Source organism: Gorillibacterium terrae, from assembly GCF_051594785.1.
Lineage (GTDB): Bacteria > Bacillota > Bacilli > Paenibacillales > NBRC-103111 > Gorillibacterium.
Window position 1 is genome coordinate 585,163 of the sequence record NZ_JBPPGI010000001.1, and the last position, 18,562, is coordinate 603,724.

At 59.5% G+C, this 18,562-nt stretch carries 16 protein-coding genes; 10 read left to right on the plus strand and 6 right to left on the minus strand.

Annotation, left to right across the window (positions count from 1 at the left end):
- Nucleotides 1-24 precede the first annotated feature (24 nt).
- From ACSEXS_RS02515 to ACSEXS_RS02530, 4 genes are all read left to right on the plus strand, one after another.
- Complete coding sequence (locus ACSEXS_RS02515) at nucleotides 25-285, plus strand: hypothetical protein (protein ID WP_438431611.1); 261 nt, start codon at nucleotides 25-27, stop codon at nucleotides 283-285.
- A 24-nt stretch (nucleotides 286-309) separates the two neighbouring features.
- A complete protein-coding gene (locus ACSEXS_RS02520) occupies nucleotides 310-1,107 on the plus strand; it encodes a hypothetical protein (RefSeq protein ID WP_438431612.1) in 798 nt (265 codons plus the stop codon).
- A 121-nt stretch (nucleotides 1,108-1,228) separates the two neighbouring features.
- Nucleotides 1,229-2,923 (plus strand): M3 family oligoendopeptidase, encoded by a 1,695-nt coding sequence (locus tag ACSEXS_RS02525; RefSeq protein ID WP_438431613.1) that lies wholly within the window; start codon nucleotides 1,229-1,231, stop codon nucleotides 2,921-2,923.
- Nucleotides 2,924-2,973: 50 nt separating this feature from the next.
- Complete coding sequence (locus tag ACSEXS_RS02530) at nucleotides 2,974-3,900, plus strand: serine hydrolase domain-containing protein (RefSeq protein ID WP_438431614.1); 927 nt, start codon at nucleotides 2,974-2,976, stop codon at nucleotides 3,898-3,900.
- Nucleotides 3,901-4,041: 141 nt separating this feature from the next.
- Here the strand turns inward: ACSEXS_RS02530 and ACSEXS_RS02535 are convergent, their stop codons facing one another.
- Both ACSEXS_RS02535 and ACSEXS_RS02540 read right to left on the minus strand, forming a co-directional pair.
- Nucleotides 4,042-4,518, minus strand: a complete 477-nt coding sequence (locus ACSEXS_RS02535; protein WP_438431615.1) for a VOC family protein — start codon at nucleotides 4,516-4,518, stop codon at nucleotides 4,042-4,044.
- A gap of 111 nt (nucleotides 4,519-4,629) precedes the next feature.
- Entirely contained in the window at nucleotides 4,630-4,974 is a 345-nt protein-coding gene (locus ACSEXS_RS02540) for a VOC family protein (RefSeq protein ID WP_438431616.1), read from the minus strand.
- A gap of 297 nt (nucleotides 4,975-5,271) precedes the next feature.
- On the opposite strand from ACSEXS_RS02540, the gene ACSEXS_RS02545 reads away from it, so the two are divergent.
- From ACSEXS_RS02545 to ACSEXS_RS02570, 6 genes are all read left to right on the plus strand, one after another.
- Complete coding sequence (locus tag ACSEXS_RS02545; RefSeq protein WP_438431617.1) at nucleotides 5,272-5,970, plus strand: response regulator transcription factor; 699 nt, start codon at nucleotides 5,272-5,274, stop codon at nucleotides 5,968-5,970.
- A 3-nt stretch (nucleotides 5,971-5,973) separates the two neighbouring features.
- Nucleotides 5,974-6,984: a sensor histidine kinase gene (locus ACSEXS_RS02550; protein ID WP_438431618.1), complete on the plus strand. Its 1,011-nt coding sequence runs from the start codon at nucleotides 5,974-5,976 to the stop codon at nucleotides 6,982-6,984.
- A gap of 80 nt (nucleotides 6,985-7,064) precedes the next feature.
- Complete coding sequence (locus ACSEXS_RS02555; RefSeq protein ID WP_438431619.1) at nucleotides 7,065-7,748, plus strand: ABC transporter ATP-binding protein; 684 nt, start codon at nucleotides 7,065-7,067, stop codon at nucleotides 7,746-7,748.
- Nucleotides 7,745-10,414 carry an ABC transporter permease gene (locus ACSEXS_RS02560; protein ID WP_438431620.1) on the plus strand — a complete coding sequence of 890 codons (2,670 nt, stop codon included), beginning with the start codon at nucleotides 7,745-7,747 and terminating at the stop codon, nucleotides 10,412-10,414. The genes ACSEXS_RS02555 and ACSEXS_RS02560 overlap by 4 nt, the downstream gene beginning before the upstream one ends.
- Nucleotides 10,415-10,608: 194 nt before the next feature.
- Nucleotides 10,609-11,547, plus strand: a complete 939-nt coding sequence (gene pfkB / locus ACSEXS_RS02565) for a 1-phosphofructokinase (protein ID WP_438431621.1) — start codon at nucleotides 10,609-10,611, stop codon at nucleotides 11,545-11,547.
- A 114-nt stretch (nucleotides 11,548-11,661) separates the two neighbouring features.
- Nucleotides 11,662-12,684, plus strand: a complete 1,023-nt coding sequence (locus ACSEXS_RS02570) for a DUF7309 domain-containing protein (protein WP_438431622.1) — start codon at nucleotides 11,662-11,664, stop codon at nucleotides 12,682-12,684.
- 258 nt (nucleotides 12,685-12,942) lie between these two features.
- Here the strand turns inward: ACSEXS_RS02570 and ACSEXS_RS02575 are convergent, their stop codons facing one another.
- The 4 genes from ACSEXS_RS02575 to ACSEXS_RS02590 form a co-directional block, all read right to left on the minus strand.
- The gene (locus tag ACSEXS_RS02575) at nucleotides 12,943-13,923 is read right to left on the minus strand and encodes a galactose ABC transporter substrate-binding protein (protein ID WP_438433063.1); all 981 of its coding nucleotides are present in this window, start codon (nucleotides 13,921-13,923) and stop codon (nucleotides 12,943-12,945) included.
- 94 nt (nucleotides 13,924-14,017) lie between these two features.
- Nucleotides 14,018-15,082 carry a substrate-binding domain-containing protein gene (locus ACSEXS_RS02580; RefSeq protein WP_438431623.1) on the minus strand — a complete coding sequence of 355 codons (1,065 nt, stop codon included), beginning with the start codon at nucleotides 15,080-15,082 and terminating at the stop codon, nucleotides 14,018-14,020.
- Nucleotides 15,079-16,866: a cache domain-containing sensor histidine kinase gene (locus ACSEXS_RS02585; RefSeq protein WP_438431624.1), complete on the minus strand. Its 1,788-nt coding sequence runs from the start codon at nucleotides 16,864-16,866 to the stop codon at nucleotides 15,079-15,081. Before ACSEXS_RS02585 ends, ACSEXS_RS02580 begins: the two co-directional genes overlap by 4 nt.
- Entirely contained in the window at nucleotides 16,863-18,503 is a 1,641-nt protein-coding gene (locus tag ACSEXS_RS02590) for a response regulator (RefSeq protein ID WP_438431625.1), read from the minus strand. The genes ACSEXS_RS02585 and ACSEXS_RS02590 overlap by 4 nt, the downstream gene beginning before the upstream one ends.
- Nucleotides 18,504-18,562 lie beyond the last annotated feature (59 nt).

Here is an 18,562-nt window from a genome sequence, read left to right on the forward strand (position 1 = left end):
GGCGGATACGAAGGAGGCATGCCCATGAATCCCGATTTGAAGCCGTATGAGTTGGATTACCGCGACCCGCGGAGAAATCGCATCGCGGCTGTCTTGAAGGGGGCTTCCGGCCTTGCTTTTGCTGCGGGCTGGCTGCACCCGCTTTTCCTGAAGGGAGAGAGCTTGTACGGATTCTACTGGGGAGTATGGATGGGATTTGCCGCGCTTGCGTTAGTCCTGTTGGGAATGGCCGAGATCATTCGCCTCCTCAACGACATTCGGAACGGGCGCAGGCCGGAAATCTAGAAACGAATGGAGAGGAGCAATCCCATGGGACTGGATGCGTATGTCGCTTGCAATTGCGTAAAGGAAGGCAAGGCGAAGAAGCCGCCCTTCGACGAGAGCTTGCTGGTGTGGAAGCAGGGGTTTCCCTACTTGGATGAATCCGCTCCGGATGGCTGGTGTTCCTTGCTCTATGACCCCTGGAGAGAAACGGCCTGCGAGCATCCCGATTTCTATTACTTCAGCGACCGGGTGTACAATGCGAGCGGACACCTCTTCTATAACGGAATCATGGACCGGCTCGGAAAGGGAACGTTTCCTCACTTGGATGCCGTATGGAGGTCCTCCTTCACCCCGGATCAGGCCGAGGCGGCCATGCAGGACCTGGAGCGCTTGGAATCGCGGCTCGGAGAGGTGGAAGGCGTGTTCCTGGTCGACCCGGCGACGGGAAAGGAATATCGGGATGCTCTGACCGGCAACCAGAATTGGTTCTTTTCCGCCGGTGCGGAGTACACCTACATCCTGAACGAACAGGGCTTCAATATCCTCGGCCCGGAAGGCGAGGTTTGGTTTCGTTCCCTGGCATTCAGCCAGGAGATCATTCGAACCATGGTGGATGGCAAGGAATCCGTCACCGCTGTGTTTCGCGACAAGGCTACCGGACAAGAGCAAGCAGGGGGGTCTACCTTTAATTGGAAGACCTGGGGCGTGGACGAATTGGAGTATCCCGCCTTCCTCGAGGTTGTCGTTCGCCCGCTATGTCTAGATGATGTGTACACCTTGATAGTATTGAGGAAACTGCTAGAGGCCGTCATCGATACCGGGAACCCCATCGTGTGGGCGTAAGGTTGCTTGCTTGATTTGTTTGGTCGGCGCGCTCCATTATCAAGGATTCTCTACCATGTCAAAATACCTGCCATACCATTATAATAAGAGTATCGCATAGAGAAGGGAAGTCGATCTGTCCATGAAATTTTCCGAATACCGGTACGAGCGGCCCGACGCCGAGGCGTTCATACAGGCGATGGTTCGCTTGCTGGAGGAATTGAAGAACGCCGGCTCCCCCGAGGAGAGCAAGCAGGCGGTCATCGCGATCAACCGGCTGCGCAGCGAATTCGACACGATGCAGACGCTGGTAAGCATTCGCCATTCCATAGACACCCGTGACGAGTTCTATGAAGCCGAGCAGGCGTTCATGGACGAGACCGGCCCGGTGTTGGAGGAATACATAACGGAGTATTACCGGGCCTTGGTTCAATCGCCTTACCGCAGCGAGCTGGAACAGGAATGGGGAACACAGTTGTTCCGCATCGCCGAAATCTCGCTGAAGACCTTCCATCCCTCAATCATCGAGGACCTGCAGGCCGAGAACAAGCGGACGACGGAATATTCGAAGCTGATTGCGTCGGCCCAGATCGAGTTCGACGGACAGACGCTGAATCTCTCCCAGCTCGTTCCCTTCGAGGAAGCGCTGGACCGCGACGTGCGCAAGCGCGCGTCGGACGCCCGCTACGCCTTCATGGCGGAGCATGGGGCGGAGCTCGATCGAATCTTCGACGAGCTGGTGCAGATTCGGACCCGGATCGCCGGGAAGCTGGGCTACCCGAGCTTCGTCGAGCTAGGGTACGACCGGATGATGCGGACGGACTACAACGCCGGCATGGTCGAGCGGTTCCGCCGCCAGGTGCTGGAGCGGATCGTTCCCGCCGCCGAGAAGCTGTGGAAGCGGCAGGCCGAGCGGATCGGCTTGGACGGACTGAAGCTGTACGACGAGCCGGTCAGCTTCCGAACGGGCAATGCCGCTCCTAAGGGCGACCCGGACTGGATCGTCGCCGGAGCGGAACGGATGTACCGGGAGATGTCGCCCGAGACGAACGAATTCTTCACGTTCATGCGGGAGCGCGAGCTGATGGACCTGGTCAGCAAGCCCGGTAAGCGGGGCGGCGGCTATTGCACGTTCATCAGCGGCTACGAGTCGCCGTTTATTTTCTCCAACTTCAATGGGACCTCGAAGGATATCGACGTGATGACGCATGAAGTAGGCCATGCCTTCCAGGTCTACCAGAGCCGGGCCATTCCGATTCCGGAGTACGAGTTCCCGACCTACGAAGCCTGCGAGATTCACTCGATGAGCATGGAGTTCCTGGCTTGGCCGTGGATGGAGCAATTCTTCGGAGAAGAAGCGGACAAATATCGCTTCGCCCATCTGGAGAGCAGCCTGGAGTTCATCCCCTACGGCGTGGCCGTGGACGAATTCCAGCATTACGTCTATCGTCATCCGGAAGCGACTCCGGCGGAACGCAACCGAGCTTGGCGCGATATCGAGCAGAAATACCTGCCGCAGCGCGACTATGACGGCAACGCCTACCTGGAGCAGGGCGGCTTTTGGCAGAAGCAGGCGCATATCTACCGTACGCCGTTCTACTATATCGATTACACCCTCGCGCAGATCTGCGCCTTCCAGTTCTGGAAGCGGGCCGGGGAAGACCGGGCCAAAGCCTGGAGCGATTACCTGACCCTCTGCAAGGCGGGCGGGAGCCGGTCGTTCCTGGGCCTCGTCGAGCTCGCCGGGCTGATCTCGCCCTTCGAGGACGGCTGCGTCGATTCGGTAATCGGAGAGATCGAGGGCTGGCTGAACGGGATTGACGACAAGGCGCTGTAAACCCGTAGGAGGAAAGGCGCGGCTCGGAGGCGAGCCGAAGAGGTGAAACGATGAAGACTCTTTTGGATGATCTGGTTGCGTCCGTCCGGCGGCAACAGCTGCAGGTTCGGAACGTCGTGGTCCGGCAGGGCGGGGATGTGATCGGCAAGCACGATTTCGAGGAGGAGCAGCCCGCGCTCTTGTACTCCGTGAGCAAGACGTTCACGTCTATGGCGGTTGGTATAGCCATTGGAGAAGGGGCTTTTCGATTGGACAGCCGCTTGACTGAATTCTTTCCGGAGGCGGCGCAGCTTGCCGCTCGGGATGAACACGTGGCCGCCCTCACGGTTCATGATTTGCTGTGCATGGGCTCGGGCCATGCGGAATGCCCGGTGACAAAGGCGGATTGGTCGGAAGGCCGGAGTTGGGATATCGAGCGTCTGTTCTTCGGCGAACCGTTCGTCTATGCGCCCGGAACCCGGTTTACGTATGACAATTCGGCCACCTACCTGCTTTCCAAGCTCATCGGCCTGACCACGGGCGTTCCCCTTGACGAATACCTGGACCCCCGGGTGTTCCGGAAGCTGGGGATACCGAAGCCGAGGTGGGATACTTGTCCCAAAGGCGTTCCCCAGGGCTTCTCCGGGCTGCATCTGACGGCGGAGCACTTGTCCCGCTTCGGGCAGCTGATCCTGGATCAAGGCAGGTGGAAGGGAGAAGCGCTGATTCCGTCGGGGTACATCGAGCAAGCGACGTCCGTACGGATCGCGACGTCCGATTTCGACCCGCCCTTTGCCACGGACGATCACCATCAAGGGTATGGGTATCAGGTGTGGATGAACGCGTATCCCGGCTCCTGCCGGATGGACGGCCTATACGGGCAATACGTCGTCCTGCTTCCCGACCGGAACGCGGTAGTGACCTTTGTATCCGCCGAGCCGCACCGGATGACGGCCGTTCTTGAGCTGACCTGGACCACCTTGCTGGACAAGCTTTAACCGAGCGATGCTGCGAAAACCCGGTTCCGTAACCGGGTTTTTGTTTTGCCATTCAACGGCGGACTATTCCAAATTTCCCCGCTCCTGCAAACACGGGATCCAATGCTCGATCCTAATGAAATAAAAAACGGCTTTTCCAACTCAATTATGTAACTGTATTGTTTTTTCTACGAATTCCTTGGGCATGGCGGTTTTTCTAACCACTTCATCTAAAGAAAATCCTTGGTGATAGAGACGGCTTACTACATTTTCCATTGCTTCACCAAGAGTCACAACATGATTATCTGGATCGTAGAATGTAATTCCCCGCTGTCCCCACGGTGCCTCTTGAATTTCATGCAGAAATTCTACCTTTAGTTGTTTGAGGTCACTATAAATTTCATCCAACTCTTCCGTCTCAAAACTCAAGATCACGCTATTTGACCCATATAGTATGTTACTGACACCTTTATTTAAGTGAACTTTATCATAGTGTGAACTTAAATGAATAGCTAAGCCCCCTTCAAAAGATATATTTACTCCGAAGTCAATCAATACCTTTTGCTTTAAGATTCTTTCATAAAAGTCCCTTGAACGCTCAAGATCCTCAACCAGAATTATGGGCCCTATGAATTTCACTACTTCAGCTCCCCAATAAATAGAATAGCGCTTTCATTTATCGAACGTTTGCCTCTTTATACTGCTAGTATTGGGAACTCAACTAGCTTATGCTCATTTAGTTCATCTGTGTTATCCCGCAAACCCCAATTCGTTCCCATCCAAATCTCTAATTGTAAATTTGCGTGTTCCCCACGGGGTATCAAACAAGGGTTCAACCACTTCAACCTTGCCTTTGAGAGATTCCCAAAGTTCATCAACTTTCTCTACATCAAAGTTAAATCGGCCGTACGAGCGTTCCCCCTTAACCTCCATGATTGCAAACTTTGCCCCTTCTTCTAATTTGAAATCGTAATAGGTAGGATTGGCATGCGGCCATCCACCATCGTTTTCAAAACCAAGTACCTCTTCATACCATTTCAAGGCCTTACTTATATCCGAAACATTGACTCTTACATGATTAAGACGGGTTTTCACTATTGTTCACCTCTATAAAAGATTGCTGCATAGCCAGCACCCGGCTCCTGCATTGTTGAAAACTTTCAAAAAAACAGAACGTACATTCCTATTATTAACATGGGTGTACGTTCCTTTGCAACTTTTATTTTGGAAAAAAGCAGAAACATAGAAACGAAACCAATTCCTCTATCACCGCCGCGCTAAGCTGCCGTCACCACGTTGTTCCAAAGCACGCCAATTTCCCCCTCCCCCAAAACACGGGTATAATGGGAACGACATAACCCATTCTTATAAGACGGGGTGAATATCATTCCCATGAAGCTGCTGCTTGTGGAAGACGACCAAACCATTGCGGCCGGGCTGGAGTATTCGCTCAGCCAGGAGGGCCATGCGGTGACCGTATGCCCGCTGCTCCGCTCCGCCCGGGAGGCGCTGGCCGCCGCCGAAGGCAAGGAGCCGCCCTTCGATCTGATCCTGCTCGACCTTACGCTTCCCGATGGCAGCGGTTACGAGCTGTGCCGCGAGGTGAAGGCCCGTTTTGACATACCTGTCATCTTCCTTACGGCTTACGACGATGAGGTGAACGTTGTGATGGGCCTCGATATGGGCGCGGACGATTACATCACCAAGCCGTTCCGGCTGCGCGAGCTGCTGTCGCGGATCAATTCGGTCATGCGGCGGTACAGCAAGAACGGCGCCGGTCCGGCCAAGAGCGTGCTTCAGCTCGGACCGGTCCGCATCCATACCCTGGAGGCCAAGGTGTACAAGCAGGACCAGGAAATCCTGCTGACCCCCCTGGAATACCGGCTGCTGTTGACCTTCGCCGCGCACACCGGACAAGTGCTGACGCGCGCCCAATTGCTCGAGGGCATCTGGGACCTCGCCGGGGATTTCGTCAACGACAATACGCTGACGGTCTACATCAAGCGGCTGCGCGAGAAGCTGGAGGAGGACCCGGGGAATCCGGTCCTCATTCAGACCGTGCGCGGCCTCGGCTACCGGGCGGGGGAGTGACCGATGGACCGCAACCTCGAACTCGTGCTGCTGCCGCTCGTGTCCCTGCTCCTAACCGGAGGAGCCGCCGCCATAGGCTTCTATGGGATCGGCCCGGAGAGCGGCTGCCTCGCGCTCGCGCTCGGTCTGCTGCTGACGGGCTGCTCTCTGGTATTCTCGCTGAGGCGGTATGCCTCGATCCGCCGGCTGTCCTTCGACCTGCGCGCCATCCGCGCCGGCAATTATAAGCTGGAAATCCGCGATTCCCGCGAGGGAGAGCTCAGCATCCTGAAGAGCGAAATCTACAAGATGACGCTCATGCTCTCCGAGCAGGCCGAGCTTCTCCGCAAGGACAAGCGCTACCTGGCCGACGCGCTGTCCGACATCTCCCATCAGTTAAAGACGCCGCTGACCTCCATGCTCGTCATGACCGAGCTGCTCGGCAAGCCGAACCTCGCCGAGGACAAGAAGCGCGATTTCCTGCGCAGCATCCGCTCGCAGTTGGAGCGCATCGAATGGCTGGTCACCTCGCTGCTGAAGCTGTCCAAGATCGACGCCGGGGCCGTCGTCTTCCGTAGCGAACGCATCCCCATCCGGCGGCTGTTGGAGAAGGCCGTCGAGCCCCTGCTCATCCCGATGGAGCTGAAGGAGCAGGAGCTCCGAATCGAAGGAGACCCGCCGGAGGCCACGGTGGCCGCCGATCCGAACTGGACGACGGAGGCGCTGGTCAATCTGGTCAAGAATGCGGTCGAGCACGCCCCCTGCGGCGGCCAAATCCGGTTGGCGTATACCGAGAACCCGCTCTATGCGGAGATTCGCGTGGCCGACAACGGCGAAGGCATCGATCCCGAGGATCTGCCGCACGTGTTTGAACGCTTCTACCGGGGGAAGACGGCCAAGAGCGACAGCGTCGGCATCGGGCTGGCGATGGCCCGTTCCATCCTGGTCAATCAGCAGGCGGAGCTGACGGTCCGCAGCGATCCGGGAAGGGGAACGGAGTTCTCGGCACGCTTTTACAAGCGGGAAACTGACTAAATTGTCACTTAAGCCGTCACCGAAAAGTCACCTGCAGCCGGTAAAGTAAGGGTATCCCATTAGCAGGAGGGCTTTGATCCATGGAAATTTTGCGCATTGAACACTTATCCAAAATATACGGCAGCGGCGATACCGCCGTGAAGGCGCTGGACGACGTCTCGTTCTCGGTTGAAAAAGGGCAGTTCGTCGCCATCATCGGTCCGTCGGGATCGGGCAAATCGACATTGCTCCATCTGCTCGGCGGAGTCGACCGACCCTCGTCCGGCAAGCTGTTTGTCGATCAGACCGATATCTACAACCTGAACGAAGACAAGCTGGCGATCTTCCGCCGTCGGCAGATCGGCCTCATCTACCAATTCTACAACCTGATTCCCGTGCTGAACGTGGAAGAGAACATCACGCTTCCGCTCCTGCTCGACCATCAGAAGGTGGTGCCGGATTTCCTGAACGAAATCGTCACCAGCCTGAGCCTGCAGGACCGGCTGGGACATCTGCCCAATCAGCTGTCGGGCGGCCAGCAGCAGCGCGTCTCCATCGGCCGGGCGCTCATCAACAACCCGGCGATCGTCCTGGCCGACGAACCGACCGGCAACCTGGACAGCAAGAACAGCGAAGAGATCATGACGCTCTTGCGGCTGTTTAACAAGAAGTACAACCAGACCTTGATCGTCATTACCCACGACGAGCGCATCGCCTTGCAAGCCGACCGGATCATCACGATCGCCGACGGCCGGATCGCGAAGGACGAGGTGATCCGCCGATGAACGTTCTCAATCGGCTGACGGTCCGCCAGCTCAAGCTGAACCGGCGGCGGACGCTGATCACCCTGCTCGGAGTCATCATCTCGGTCGCGATGATCACGGCCGTCGCCTCCCTCGGCACGTCTTTCGTGGACTTCCTTCAGCGCGGAACGAAGGCCGAATCGGGCAATTGGCATGTGCTGTACAAGGCCGTTTCGCCTGAACAGGCCAAGGGCATCCAGGCGGACAAGCATACGGACATCGCCTCGTTCAGCCAGGATATCGGGTACGCCAAGCTGGCGGGCTCGCAGAACGTAGACCGTCCGTATCTGTTCCTGCGCGGCTACGACCGCAACGGCTATGAGAATTTTCCAATCAAGCTGAAGGAAGGGCGGCTGCCGGCTACTCCGGAGGAATTGGTCATCTCCGAGGCCATTGAACCGAGCTCGGGCGTCAAATTCTCCATTGGCGACAAGCTGACGCTTGAGGTCGGTGACCGCATCCTGGAGCAGGCTACCGGGGAGCTGCCTGCGGGAAGCCGGCTTACTCAGAACACACCGCTGCAATGGAATGAGAAATCGGAGCCTAACGAGACCTTCAAGCCGATCTCGTCCCGGTCCTACACGGTGGTCGGGGTGATCGAGCGGCCGCCCTGGGAACCGGCCAATTCGCCCGGTTACACGGCCATGTCTTACCTGGACATCGCCAAGCTCAAGCCCGGGGAGACGGTCAACGCCTCCGTTGCCGTGAAGAAGGTGACCAAGTCGATCTTTACTCATGCGGAGAACCTGAGCAAGGAGCTTGGCATCACGGAAAAAATCCAGTATAACACCGATCTGCTTCGGTATTACGGCGTCATGAAGGAAGACAACCTGAGGAAGACGCTCTATTCGATCCTCGGAATCATTATGGTGATCATTCTGGTCGGGTCGGTTTCCTTGATCTACAACGCCTTTGCCATCTCGGTCTCGGAGCGCTCCCGGCAGCTCGGCATGCTGTCCAGCGTCGGGGCCACGCGTAAGCAGAAGAAGCGATCGGTGTTCTTCGAAGGCGGAGTCATCGGGCTGATCAGCATTCCGATCGGGCTTGCTGCGGGACTTGCCGGGATGGGCATCACCCTCCGGCTGCTCCAGCCGCTGATTCGGGCAGGCATGGGTGTACCGGTCGACTTGGAGCTGGTCGTCTCACCGCTTACCCTGCTGCTGGCGGCGGCGATCTCGATCGTCACCATCCTTATCTCGACCTACAACCCGGCTCGCCGCGCTTCGCGCATCTCGGCGATGGATGCGATTCGCCAGTCGCAGGACGTCCGCTTGACGGGCAAGGCGGTAAAGACATCTCGTCTTACCCGCAAGGTATTCGGCTTCGAAGCAGAGATCGCGCTGAAGAACCTCAAGCGCAACAAGCGCCGTTACCGGGCGACCGTCTTCTCGCTGATCGTCAGCCTCGTGCTGTTCCTGACAGTGTCGACGTTTACCTTCTACCTGCACAAGTCGGTCGAGATCAGCCAGAGCAATTACAATTTCGACATCCAGATCCACCGGGCGAATGAAAATGCGTACGGCGGTCTCTATACGGAGGGACTGAAGCCGGAAGAGACGCTCGGACTGTTCAACCAGATCGCCGCCATGGACAAAGTAAAGGAGAGCGCGGTGACGTACCGGTTGGATGCCGGGACGCTGGTTGCTCCGGGCCAAGCAACGGAGCGGGCGAAGCAGGACCTGGCCAATTCGGGTGAAACGGCCCCAACGGGCAAATTTCCTTATTATGTCCAGATCATCAGCCTGAACGACGAGGCGTTCCGCCGCTATGCCAACGAGGTCGGGGTGAACCCGGAGGCGCTCATGAACGCGAAATCCCCGTCGGCCATCGTAGTCGATACCGCGACATACCGGCAGCAGAAGGACGGCAAATTCGTCAAGGTGAAGACCATCCAGCTGAAGGAAGGGGACACGCTGCCGCTGACCGTGGAAGTGGGAGATCCGCTCAAGAAGGAACCGGTCGGCACGCTGACCGCGGTTCGCTTAACCGACAAGCTTCCGCTCGGCGTTACCCAGTATGAGGAACCGCGCACCGTGTTTGCCGTACTGCCGCTGTCCGCTTTTAAGGCGATGGAGAAGGCCGCTTATGGTCCTGACTCCGTTCAACCCACCCTGTCCCTGAAAAGCGACGATCCGATCGGACTGCAGACGGACATCGAGAAATGGAAGAGCGCCGAATCGCGGACCGACATCTACACTTGGAATGTCTACAAGAGCCGCCAGTCGGACCGGCAGATGATGCAGATCATCAACGTCTTCGCCTACGGCTTCGTCAGCCTGATCACGGCGATCAGCACGGCCAATATCTTCAACACGATCTCGACCAGCATCGCTCTGCGCAAGCGCGAATTCGCCATGCTGCGCTCGGTCGGCATGACGCCGAAGAGCTTCAACAAGATGATTCGCTTCGAGAGCCTCTTCTATGGAATCAAGACGTTGCTCTATGGCTTGCCGATCAGCTTCGTCGTCATGCTGCTCTTGTTCAAGTCGCTGTCGGGCACCTTCAGCTTCGTCTTCAGCATTCCCTGGACCAGCGTGCTGATCGGAATCGGCGCCGTATTCGTGATCGTAGGCGCGTCCATGCTGTATTCGGGCTCCAAGGTTCGCAAGGAGAACATTCTCGACGGCCTGCGCACCGAAAATATATAAGCGCCAGGACGGCTTCTCCTCTTCGCACTCCCCGTGTTCGGTATCGACGAACGCGGGGAGTTTTGTTGTGCGGACTTCTCTCCGGCGAGGTGCCTCCATCGACGGGAACGTTCAGGATCGTTTATAATCGGTTTGTCATTTGGTCCGGAAAGAATCTTCGTTTACGTCTTCAAGAGAGGCAAGGGGGAAGAGGCATGAGGCAAATCTTGACCGTTACGCTGAGCCCGGCGCTCGACAAAACCGTCGGCGTCGACGGCTTCGAGATAGGCGGTACCAACCGGATTCGCTCCATCCGGCTGGATGCGGGCGGCAAAGGAATCAATGTCGCCAAGGCGCTGAAGAGCTTTGACGTGAAAATCTGTGCTTTCGGACTCCAGGCAGGGCGTACGGGAGAAATTATTAGGCAAAGGCTGGATGCCCTCGGCCTCGCTCATCGCTTCCTGGAAGCGGAGGGGGAGACCCGGACCAACCTGAAGCTCGTCGATGAGCGCAGCGGGGTGACCACCGAGCTGAACGAGCCGGGCTTTCAAGTGGCGCCGGACTTATTGGCGAGGCTGGTGGACGAATACCGTGCGGCGCTGGAGGATGCCGCCGTGGTGGTGCTGGCGGGCAGTCTGCCTCCGGGGGCGCCGGAGGATGTATACCGGACGCTGATCGGCATAGCCCGGGAAAAGGCCGTACCGGTCATTCTCGATGCGGATGGTCCCGCTCTCGTGCACGGGGTGAACGCCCGGCCTTATGCGCTCAAGCCCAATCTGGCCGAGCTGGAACGGCTCACCGGCAAGTCGCTTCGGACGGACGGGGAGATTCTGGACGCGGCCCGGGCGCTCGTCCGAGAGGGCATCCGGCTGGTGCTGGTGTCCATGGGCGAAGACGGCTCGCTGCTTGTTGGACCGGATCGGGCCTTTCGGGCCCGGCCTTTTCCCATTCAGCCGCAAAGCACGGTGGGGGCAGGGGACTCGATGGTGGCCGCTCTGGCTTACGGCCTGATGAAGCAGCTTCCGCCGGAGGACATCGCGCGCATGACCTCGGCCGCGGGTACAATAACGGCGACCAAGCCGGGCACCGAGGTCTGCACGCTGGATGAAATCCTGGAGAAATTGCCGCTCATCGAGGTTACGCCCCTGCTCTAAGCGGGTCTCCTTCGCTCCGCGCGTCCTCGCGGGGAGCGGCCGCAAACTGGACATTGCCCGCTGTGCATGAGACAATCAGGCTATTCCCTATGAAGAACAGGAGTTGCCGATTGCATGCAACCGACAAGAGAGCAATGGATCGCTTTATACGAAGCGGCGTCCGCCTTCAAGGACCAGGCCAGCTGGGAATGGCTGACCAACGGGCATATCTTCGGGATCGAGAATCCCGTTGACGGCGGACTGGGTTATATCAGCATTCTCGGAAACGGCGGCGAGGCCTTCGGCCTGTCCGTCTATCTCGGCACGGAAGGAATTCGCGTGCTGATGGATATGCTGAACGGCGAGGTCGAAGAAGACCCGCTGTTCACTCAGCACTGCCTGCTGATGGCGTTGAACGACCGGGAGGACTTGTACCCGGAGGAGCGCAAGAAGATCAAGGAGCTCGGCCTTACGTTCCGCGGCAAGAAAGCCTGGCCGGCATTCCTCTACTATGAGCCGGGCTTCGTTCCGAGCCCCGAGCTGTCCGGCGCACAGGCCGAATTCCTGACCTTGGCTCTGCGGCAGACCATGGCACTCGCCGGTGAGTTCCGGAATAAGCCGGATGAGCTGTTCCATGACGATCCCACGAAGATTCTGGTCCGCTGTCCTTCGGACGAGGGACAGGCTTGGACGAACGAGTGGCGCTCGCTGCCGGAGCTTCCCGAGGAAGAGTCGAACGAGCAGGTGGCCATCCGGGTAGACGAGCTCCGGCTCGCCCGGATGAAGAAGACGATCACGAGCCGCGAAGCCGTCTGGGAGATCGACTGTTCCTATGTGCCGATTCCCCTGATGGAGGGCGAACGCGGGGTGTTCCCGAAGCTGATGATGCTCGTCGATCAGACGAGCGGGCAGATCCTCAAAGCGGCGCTCAGCAACCGCCGGGAGATCGTTCAGGAAACGGTGGACAGCCTGCTTGCGGTCATGGAGAGCTTAACCGTCATCCCTTCGCGGATCGAGGCGTTGACGGAAGAGGCTTTCCGCTACGTTGGCCCGCTTCTGCAGTATTTCGAGATCGAAGCTTACCTGACGACCGAGCTTCCCGCGCTCGAAGAGGCCAAGGACAGCATGATGGCGGGCCTCATCGCCAACCGGAAATAATCGGACGCCCCACGTTCGGGCAAAAAGGTTCCCCGCGTCGAGAAGACGGCGGGGAACCTTTTTCTATGGGAGCCTCGGGCGTCGTTCCTGGACCAGTACGGCCATACGGCAAGCCGCAAAACCGGGGGCCGCAACCTTTGCCGCGTATGCCGGACCCGGTTCAAACCGGGTGCCGGATGCAGGCCGACCCGAATTGGGCCAAATTGCCAGGCGTCCGCCGCCGATTTAGCGGCACCCGGCGGTCGATCCCGCTCCGGCTTACTCGACTTCGTCCAGGTTGTCGCTGGTGATTTTCTTGTAGGAGATCCAGATGTACTTGCCGTCCGTGATGTCGTAGCCGGTGTTGGCCTTGGTGGGAAGCTGGCCCTGGGCAAGCACATGCGCCAGGTTGAAGGTGGCGATGCCCTGGTTGACGGCGTCGTTCAGTACCGTCCCGAGCAGCGTTCCCGCCTTCAAGGCGCTGCGCGCGGGTGGCGCGGCATCCACGCCGACGACGGGCATGTACTTGCCCTTCTTGAAGTACCCCGCCGCCTTCAGCGCGTCGATTGCGCCGAGCGCCATGTCGTCGTTGTTGGCCAGCACCGCCTCGATCCGGTCGCCGCTCTTCGCCAGAAACTCCGCCATCTTGTCCTGGGCCTTCAAGCGCTCCCAAAGCGCCGTGTCCTGGGCGACCTTTTCCACCCGGATGCCCGCGTCCTCGATCGCCTGAATGGCGTATTTGGTTCGCAGCTGCGCATCCTGGTGCCCCGGCTCGCCCTGAAGCATGACATATTGCAGCACGCCGTCCTGGTTCTTGTCCGCCTCGGGATGGGCCTTCCAATAGTCGGCGATCAATTGGCCCTCCATCATGCCGGATTCCTCCGCCTTGGCGCCGACATAGTAGACCTTATCCCACTTCTTCATGTCGTCCGGCAGCGGCTCCCGGTTCATGAAGACCACCGGAATGTCGGCGGCCTTCGCCTTGTCGATCAGCATGCCCGCCATGGTCCGGTCCACCGGATTGATGGCGAGGGCGTCTACCTTGCTCTCGATAAAATGGTCGATGTTGTCGTTCTGGGTGGCCTGGGAATTCTCGCTGTCGACGATGTCGACGTTGGCTTTGTTCTTGGCCGCCTTGACGATGGCGTCGCGCTCCCAGATCATGAACGTGTCGCTCGCCTTGTAGATCGCGACGCCGATGGTGCTGCGGCTCGCATCGGCGGCCGGCTTCTTCGCCGCGCACCCCGCGCCCAGCGTCATCAGGAGGGCCGCTGCCGCGATTCCCGCTATGGGCTGTTTCATCCTCAATCCCCCGCTTTCCGCATCAGACCTTGCCATCCGCGCCTTCCGGCCTCTATTGAACGAAAGGGAAGAGCCGCTTCTGGTTTTCCTTCCAGAACATATTCTCCAAATCGATCACATACGTCCCGGTGTCCACCTTGGCGGGAATCTTCTTGCCGCTCAGCGCTTCCCGGGCGTACTTCACGCCGAGGTACCCCATGGTGAACGGATTCTGGATCACAGTCGCCTGAATCACCCCGGCCTGCAGAAGCTCCAGCTCCTCCGGGGTGTTGTCGAAGGTGACGATCTTAACACGGCCCTCCAGCTTCTGCCGCTCGATCTCCGAGGCGACGCCGGTGGAGGCGATGGCGTTCAGTGCCAGAATCCCGTCAAACTGCCCGTACAGCTCCATCACCCGGCGGGTCAGCTTCTCCGCGCCCGCCGACGAATCGGTCTCCTCGAAGCTCTTCTCGACGACCTGAACGCTGGGAATTCGGCCCAGCACGTCGAGGATGCCGCGCTTGCGCTCCATCGCGTTGCGGTCCTCGCGGGAAAAGCGGATGATGGCAATCCGCGCTTCCTTGCCGGTGAGCTCGAGCATTTTTCGGGCGGCTTTTTGCCCGGCCTCGAACTGGTTGGTGCCGATCACGCTCTGCACCTGGTCGCTGTCCAGCTCCGAGTCGATGGTCAGGACGGAGCGGCCGTCATGGACGGCTTGCTCCGCCTGCTCCTTCCATTCCTCGTAGCCGATCGGAGCCAGCACCAAGGCCTGCGGCGGTGCCGTACCCTGCAGGACCTCCTGCAGGAGCGCCTGCTGATCGGCGGCGGTGCTGACCTCCTCTTTTTTGGCGGGCGCCAGCACCTGCAGCTCGACGCCGAATTCCTTGGCGGCGGCCTCCGCCCCCATCTGCACCGTGCTCCAATAGACCCCCTGCTGCGATTTGGCGATCAAGGCGATCCGCGGGGGCGCTTCCTCCCGCTTCCAGAAGGAAAAGCCGGTGCAGGCGGTGAGCGGAAGCGCCAGGGCGAAGAGAGCAAGGAGGAGGCGGGCGGAAGCGAAGGCGGGAAGGAGGCGCCGGGGAATGAAGGACGGGAAGAGCCGCTTTAAGGCGCGCCGAAGCGTTGCATTCCGAATCATTCGGGGTTCTCCTCCTTTACGAGCGGCATTCGCAGAGTCACGGTCGTGCCGATCTCCCGTTCGCTTTCGATCTCCAAGCCGTACGCTTTTCCGTAGGCGAGTTGGATGCGTTCCGCGACGTTGCGGATGCCGACGCCGGAGCCGGTCGCGCTTTCCGCCGTGCTGGCCCGCACCTCGGCGAGCCGCTGCTCGTCCATGCCGACGCCGTTGTCGCTCACGCGCAGCACAAGGTCCCCTTTCTCGGCCCCGGCGGTGATGAGAATCCGGCCTTCCTCGGTGAGGTATTCGATGCCGTGGTGGATGGCATTTTCCGCAATCGGCTGAAGCACCAGCTTCAAGGTGAGCGCGTCCTCGATGCCTTCCTCCGCGCGGATGTCGAACACGAATTTTCCCCGGAAGCGAAGCTGCTGGATGATCAGGTAATGCCGGACATGCTCCAGCTCGTCGCTCAGCGGGATGACCGCCTTTCCCTTGCTCAGGCTGATGCGGAAGAACTTCGACAGCGAGGTGATCGTGGTGACGACCTCGTCGTTGCGGCCGCTCCCGGCCATCCGCACCACGGAATTGAGCGTGTTGTACAGGAAGTGCGGGTTAATCTGCGCCTGCAGCACCTCCAGCTCGTTCTTCCGCCGGGTCTCCTGATCGCGGGCGTTCTGGGCCAGCAGCTCGCGGATGCGGCCGAGCATGGTGCCGAACCGGCCGGACAGCTGCTCCACCTCGTAGGCGCCGTCGACATGGACGTTCTGGTTGAGGTCGCCCTTTTCCACCAGCCGCATCGACTTCTCGAGCCGCTTCATCGGCTTGGTAATCTTGGCGGACAGGTAGGCCGAGATGGCGAGTATGAGGGCGACGAACAGCAGGAACAGGGCGAGGATATAGCCGCTGAGCTCCCGCCTTGCGGTGAACACCTCGTTCAGGTAGGACACGCCGACCACCTTCCAGCCGGTGTCGCGGACGGGAGAGATGGTGATGAGCCGCTTATGTCCGTCGAGGGTATCGGTATAGCGGCCGTAGGAATAGTTGATCGCCTGCTCGATGTTCTCGCTCTTGAGCCCGAGGTAGAGCAATTGCTGCTGCGGGTGGTAGACGACGTTGCCGACGGCGTCGAGCAGGTAGACATACCCTTTGCGGCCGAGTGCGATGTTCCGGCACAGCTCGTCGATGCGGCTGAAATTGGTGTCGATCAGCAGGACGCCTTTGACCTCTTTGCCGTTTTGGCTGAAGGTAAAGCCCTTGCTCATGGAGACGACCCAGGGGTACTGGCCCTTGAACAGATTCTGAATATGCGGCGGCGTCAGGGTGAGGTGGTCGGGATGCTCCAGGGCGAGGCCGAACCAGCTCTGATCGGTCAGCTCGGTGTTCTTGCGCAGCGACGTGTAGGGAAGGGAAGTGACCAGCTCGCCGTCCTTGGTGAACAGCGCGAGCGAGACGATATCCCGCCGGGTGCCGATGATGGTGTTCAGCTTCTCGGTGAGTCCGGCATCGGCGATCGACGGAGAAGCGGCCATTTCCTTCTCGGCGGCCCCGAAGATTTCCTCCAAGGCCTCCAGGTATTGACCGAGGTTGTTGGTGATCTGATCGACGATCTGCTGGGTGCTGAGGTAGGCATTCTTCTCCGCCGTATCGGAAAATTTATTGGTCAACACCACCCCCACAAAAACGACGAAGGTGAGGGTGATAATCGTCAGGCTGGCGGTAAAGATAAACGGGATGCTCCGAAACCGGGAATGCTCGGTCCAGGCGGCGAGCCGCCTGCGAAGCGGCAGGGGGAGCCGCGCTCTCATACGCCGTCTCCGCCCGCCCGGCTGCGGTATTCCTTAGGAGACAGGCTGAACAGCTTCTTGAAGCAGAAGCTGAAGTAATTCGGGTCGGAGTAGCCCACCTGCTCGGAGATTTCAAAAGCGCGCAGGTCGGTCGTGCGAAGCAGCCGCGCCGCTTCCTCCATCCGAAGCTGGAGCAGGAAGGCGACGAAGGTGCTCTTGGTCTCCTTCTTGAAGATGGCGCTGAAATAGCCGGCGCTGATATGCAGATGCTCGCACAGGCGGGCGATCGAGATGCCGGGATCGCGGAAGTGCTCGCGCGTATACCGGATCGCCTCCTGCACCAGGTTCTTATGGGCGCTTAACCGGTCATTCGCAATGCTGCTGCGCAGACGAACGCACAGCGCCGTCACCCACTGCTTGGCCTCGTCGATCGAGGCGAAGGTGCGGATTTTCGCGTAGGGCAGGATCAGCTCCGCCGTCGTTTCCTCGTCCGGGGAAGCCCCGGCGTCCTTGGCCGCCTTCATGATCGCCGTCAGCAGCTCCAGGTGGAAGATTTGCAGCTCCGCATACGAGGCGCTCTCCGGGAAGCCGCTGAACACCTGCTCCACGGCCGACTCGATCTCGTCCGGCGTGCCGACCTTCAGGCTGCGGGTGAGCGCGCTTTCCTTCCATTCGTCGAAGCGCAGCGGCTCTCCCTCGCGCTTCTCCATATCGCCGATCCAGAGGACGCGGCCGGCGCCGTGAATGAGCCGATAGTCGAGCGCGAGCACGGCGTCGTCATAAGAGTATTTCAGGTCGGCGGGCTCGGACGTCTCCGTGCCGACGCCGATCGTCAGCGTGAGCTTGAGAAATTTGGCGACGCTCTGCCGGATTTCCTCCAGCGCATCCATCGCCTCCTGCAGCTCGGCGGGTTGATCGGGTTCGCCCAGGGCGGTGATGATCGCCACCTTCCCGTTGTGGAGGAAGACGGTGCCGAGGCCGCGGCGTCCGGCAATCTCCTCGGCGATGTTGTAGACGGCAAACTGCTTCAGCTCGGGATCGCCGGAATCGCGCAGCGAGTGCGGGGCATCCTCCGCGGCGGCAGCCGGAACCTCCACATGCAGCACGGAGGCGACGAAGGACCGGCCGGACAGAGCGATTCCGTATTGCCGCGCTTGGTCGGCGACATCGGCGGGGCGCAGCCTGCGGGTGACGAGCGAGACGAGGAAGCTCTCCCGAAGCACGGGCAGGCTGCGCCGGTAATGCTCGCGAAGCAGGAACTCATTCTTGCGGGCGGCGATTTCCTCGTCGAGCCGCAGCTTTACCTTTGACAACGCTTGCAAGAGATCGGCGGCGGAAAACGGCTTGAGCACGTATTCATCGATGTGCAGGCGGATCGCCTTCTGGGCGTAATCGAATTCGTCGAAGCCGGTCAGAATGACGATCCGGGTGAGCGGGTGGCGGCTTCGCAGCCATTCGGCGAGCTGCAGCCCGTCCATAAAAGGCATGCGGATGTCCGTCACGACGATATCGGGAACGGTCCGTTCCGCCAGCTCCATCGCTTCGCGGCCGTTCTCGGCGCAGCCGACGACACGGAAGCCCGCCGCCTCCCAGTCGATCTCCTTCAGCAAATCTTCCCGCACATGTTCTTCGTCATCGACGAGCATGAGGTTGACCATTGGCAGAACCCAACTTCCTTCCCAAAAGAAACTGCCCTCCGGCCGCTTTTCCGCACGCG

What these genes read in the sequence shown, in the direction of transcription:
- ACSEXS_RS02555 (WP_438431619.1), top strand. Translation starts at nt 7,065, where the DNA reads ATGGAAATTTTGCGCATTGAACACTTATCCAAAATATACGGCAGCGGC.
- ACSEXS_RS02525 (WP_438431613.1), top strand. Translation starts at nt 1,229, where the DNA reads ATGAAATTTTCCGAATACCGGTACGAGCGGCCCGACGCCGAGGCGTTC.
- ACSEXS_RS02530 (WP_438431614.1), top strand. Translation starts at nt 2,974, where the DNA reads ATGAAGACTCTTTTGGATGATCTGGTTGCGTCCGTCCGGCGGCAACAG.
- ACSEXS_RS02580 (WP_438431623.1), bottom strand. Translation starts at nt 15,082, where the DNA reads ATGATTCGGAATGCAACGCTTCGGCGCGCCTTAAAGCGGCTCTTCCCG.
- ACSEXS_RS02585 (WP_438431624.1), bottom strand. Translation starts at nt 16,866, where the DNA reads ATGAGAGCGCGGCTCCCCCTGCCGCTTCGCAGGCGGCTCGCCGCCTGG.
- ACSEXS_RS02590 (WP_438431625.1), bottom strand. Translation starts at nt 18,503, where the DNA reads ATGGTCAACCTCATGCTCGTCGATGACGAAGAACATGTGCGGGAAGAT.
- ACSEXS_RS02520 (WP_438431612.1), top strand. Translation starts at nt 310, where the DNA reads ATGGGACTGGATGCGTATGTCGCTTGCAATTGCGTAAAGGAAGGCAAG.
- ACSEXS_RS02570 (WP_438431622.1), top strand. Translation starts at nt 11,662, where the DNA reads ATGCAACCGACAAGAGAGCAATGGATCGCTTTATACGAAGCGGCGTCC.
- ACSEXS_RS02560 (WP_438431620.1), top strand. Translation starts at nt 7,745, where the DNA reads ATGAACGTTCTCAATCGGCTGACGGTCCGCCAGCTCAAGCTGAACCGG.
- ACSEXS_RS02545 (WP_438431617.1), top strand. Translation starts at nt 5,272, where the DNA reads ATGAAGCTGCTGCTTGTGGAAGACGACCAAACCATTGCGGCCGGGCTG.
- ACSEXS_RS02550 (WP_438431618.1), top strand. Translation starts at nt 5,974, where the DNA reads ATGGACCGCAACCTCGAACTCGTGCTGCTGCCGCTCGTGTCCCTGCTC.
- pfkB (WP_438431621.1), top strand. Translation starts at nt 10,609, where the DNA reads ATGAGGCAAATCTTGACCGTTACGCTGAGCCCGGCGCTCGACAAAACC.
- ACSEXS_RS02575 (WP_438433063.1), bottom strand. Translation starts at nt 13,923, where the DNA reads ATGACGCTGGGCGCGGGGTGCGCGGCGAAGAAGCCGGCCGCCGATGCG.
- ACSEXS_RS02515 (WP_438431611.1), top strand. Translation starts at nt 25, where the DNA reads ATGAATCCCGATTTGAAGCCGTATGAGTTGGATTACCGCGACCCGCGG.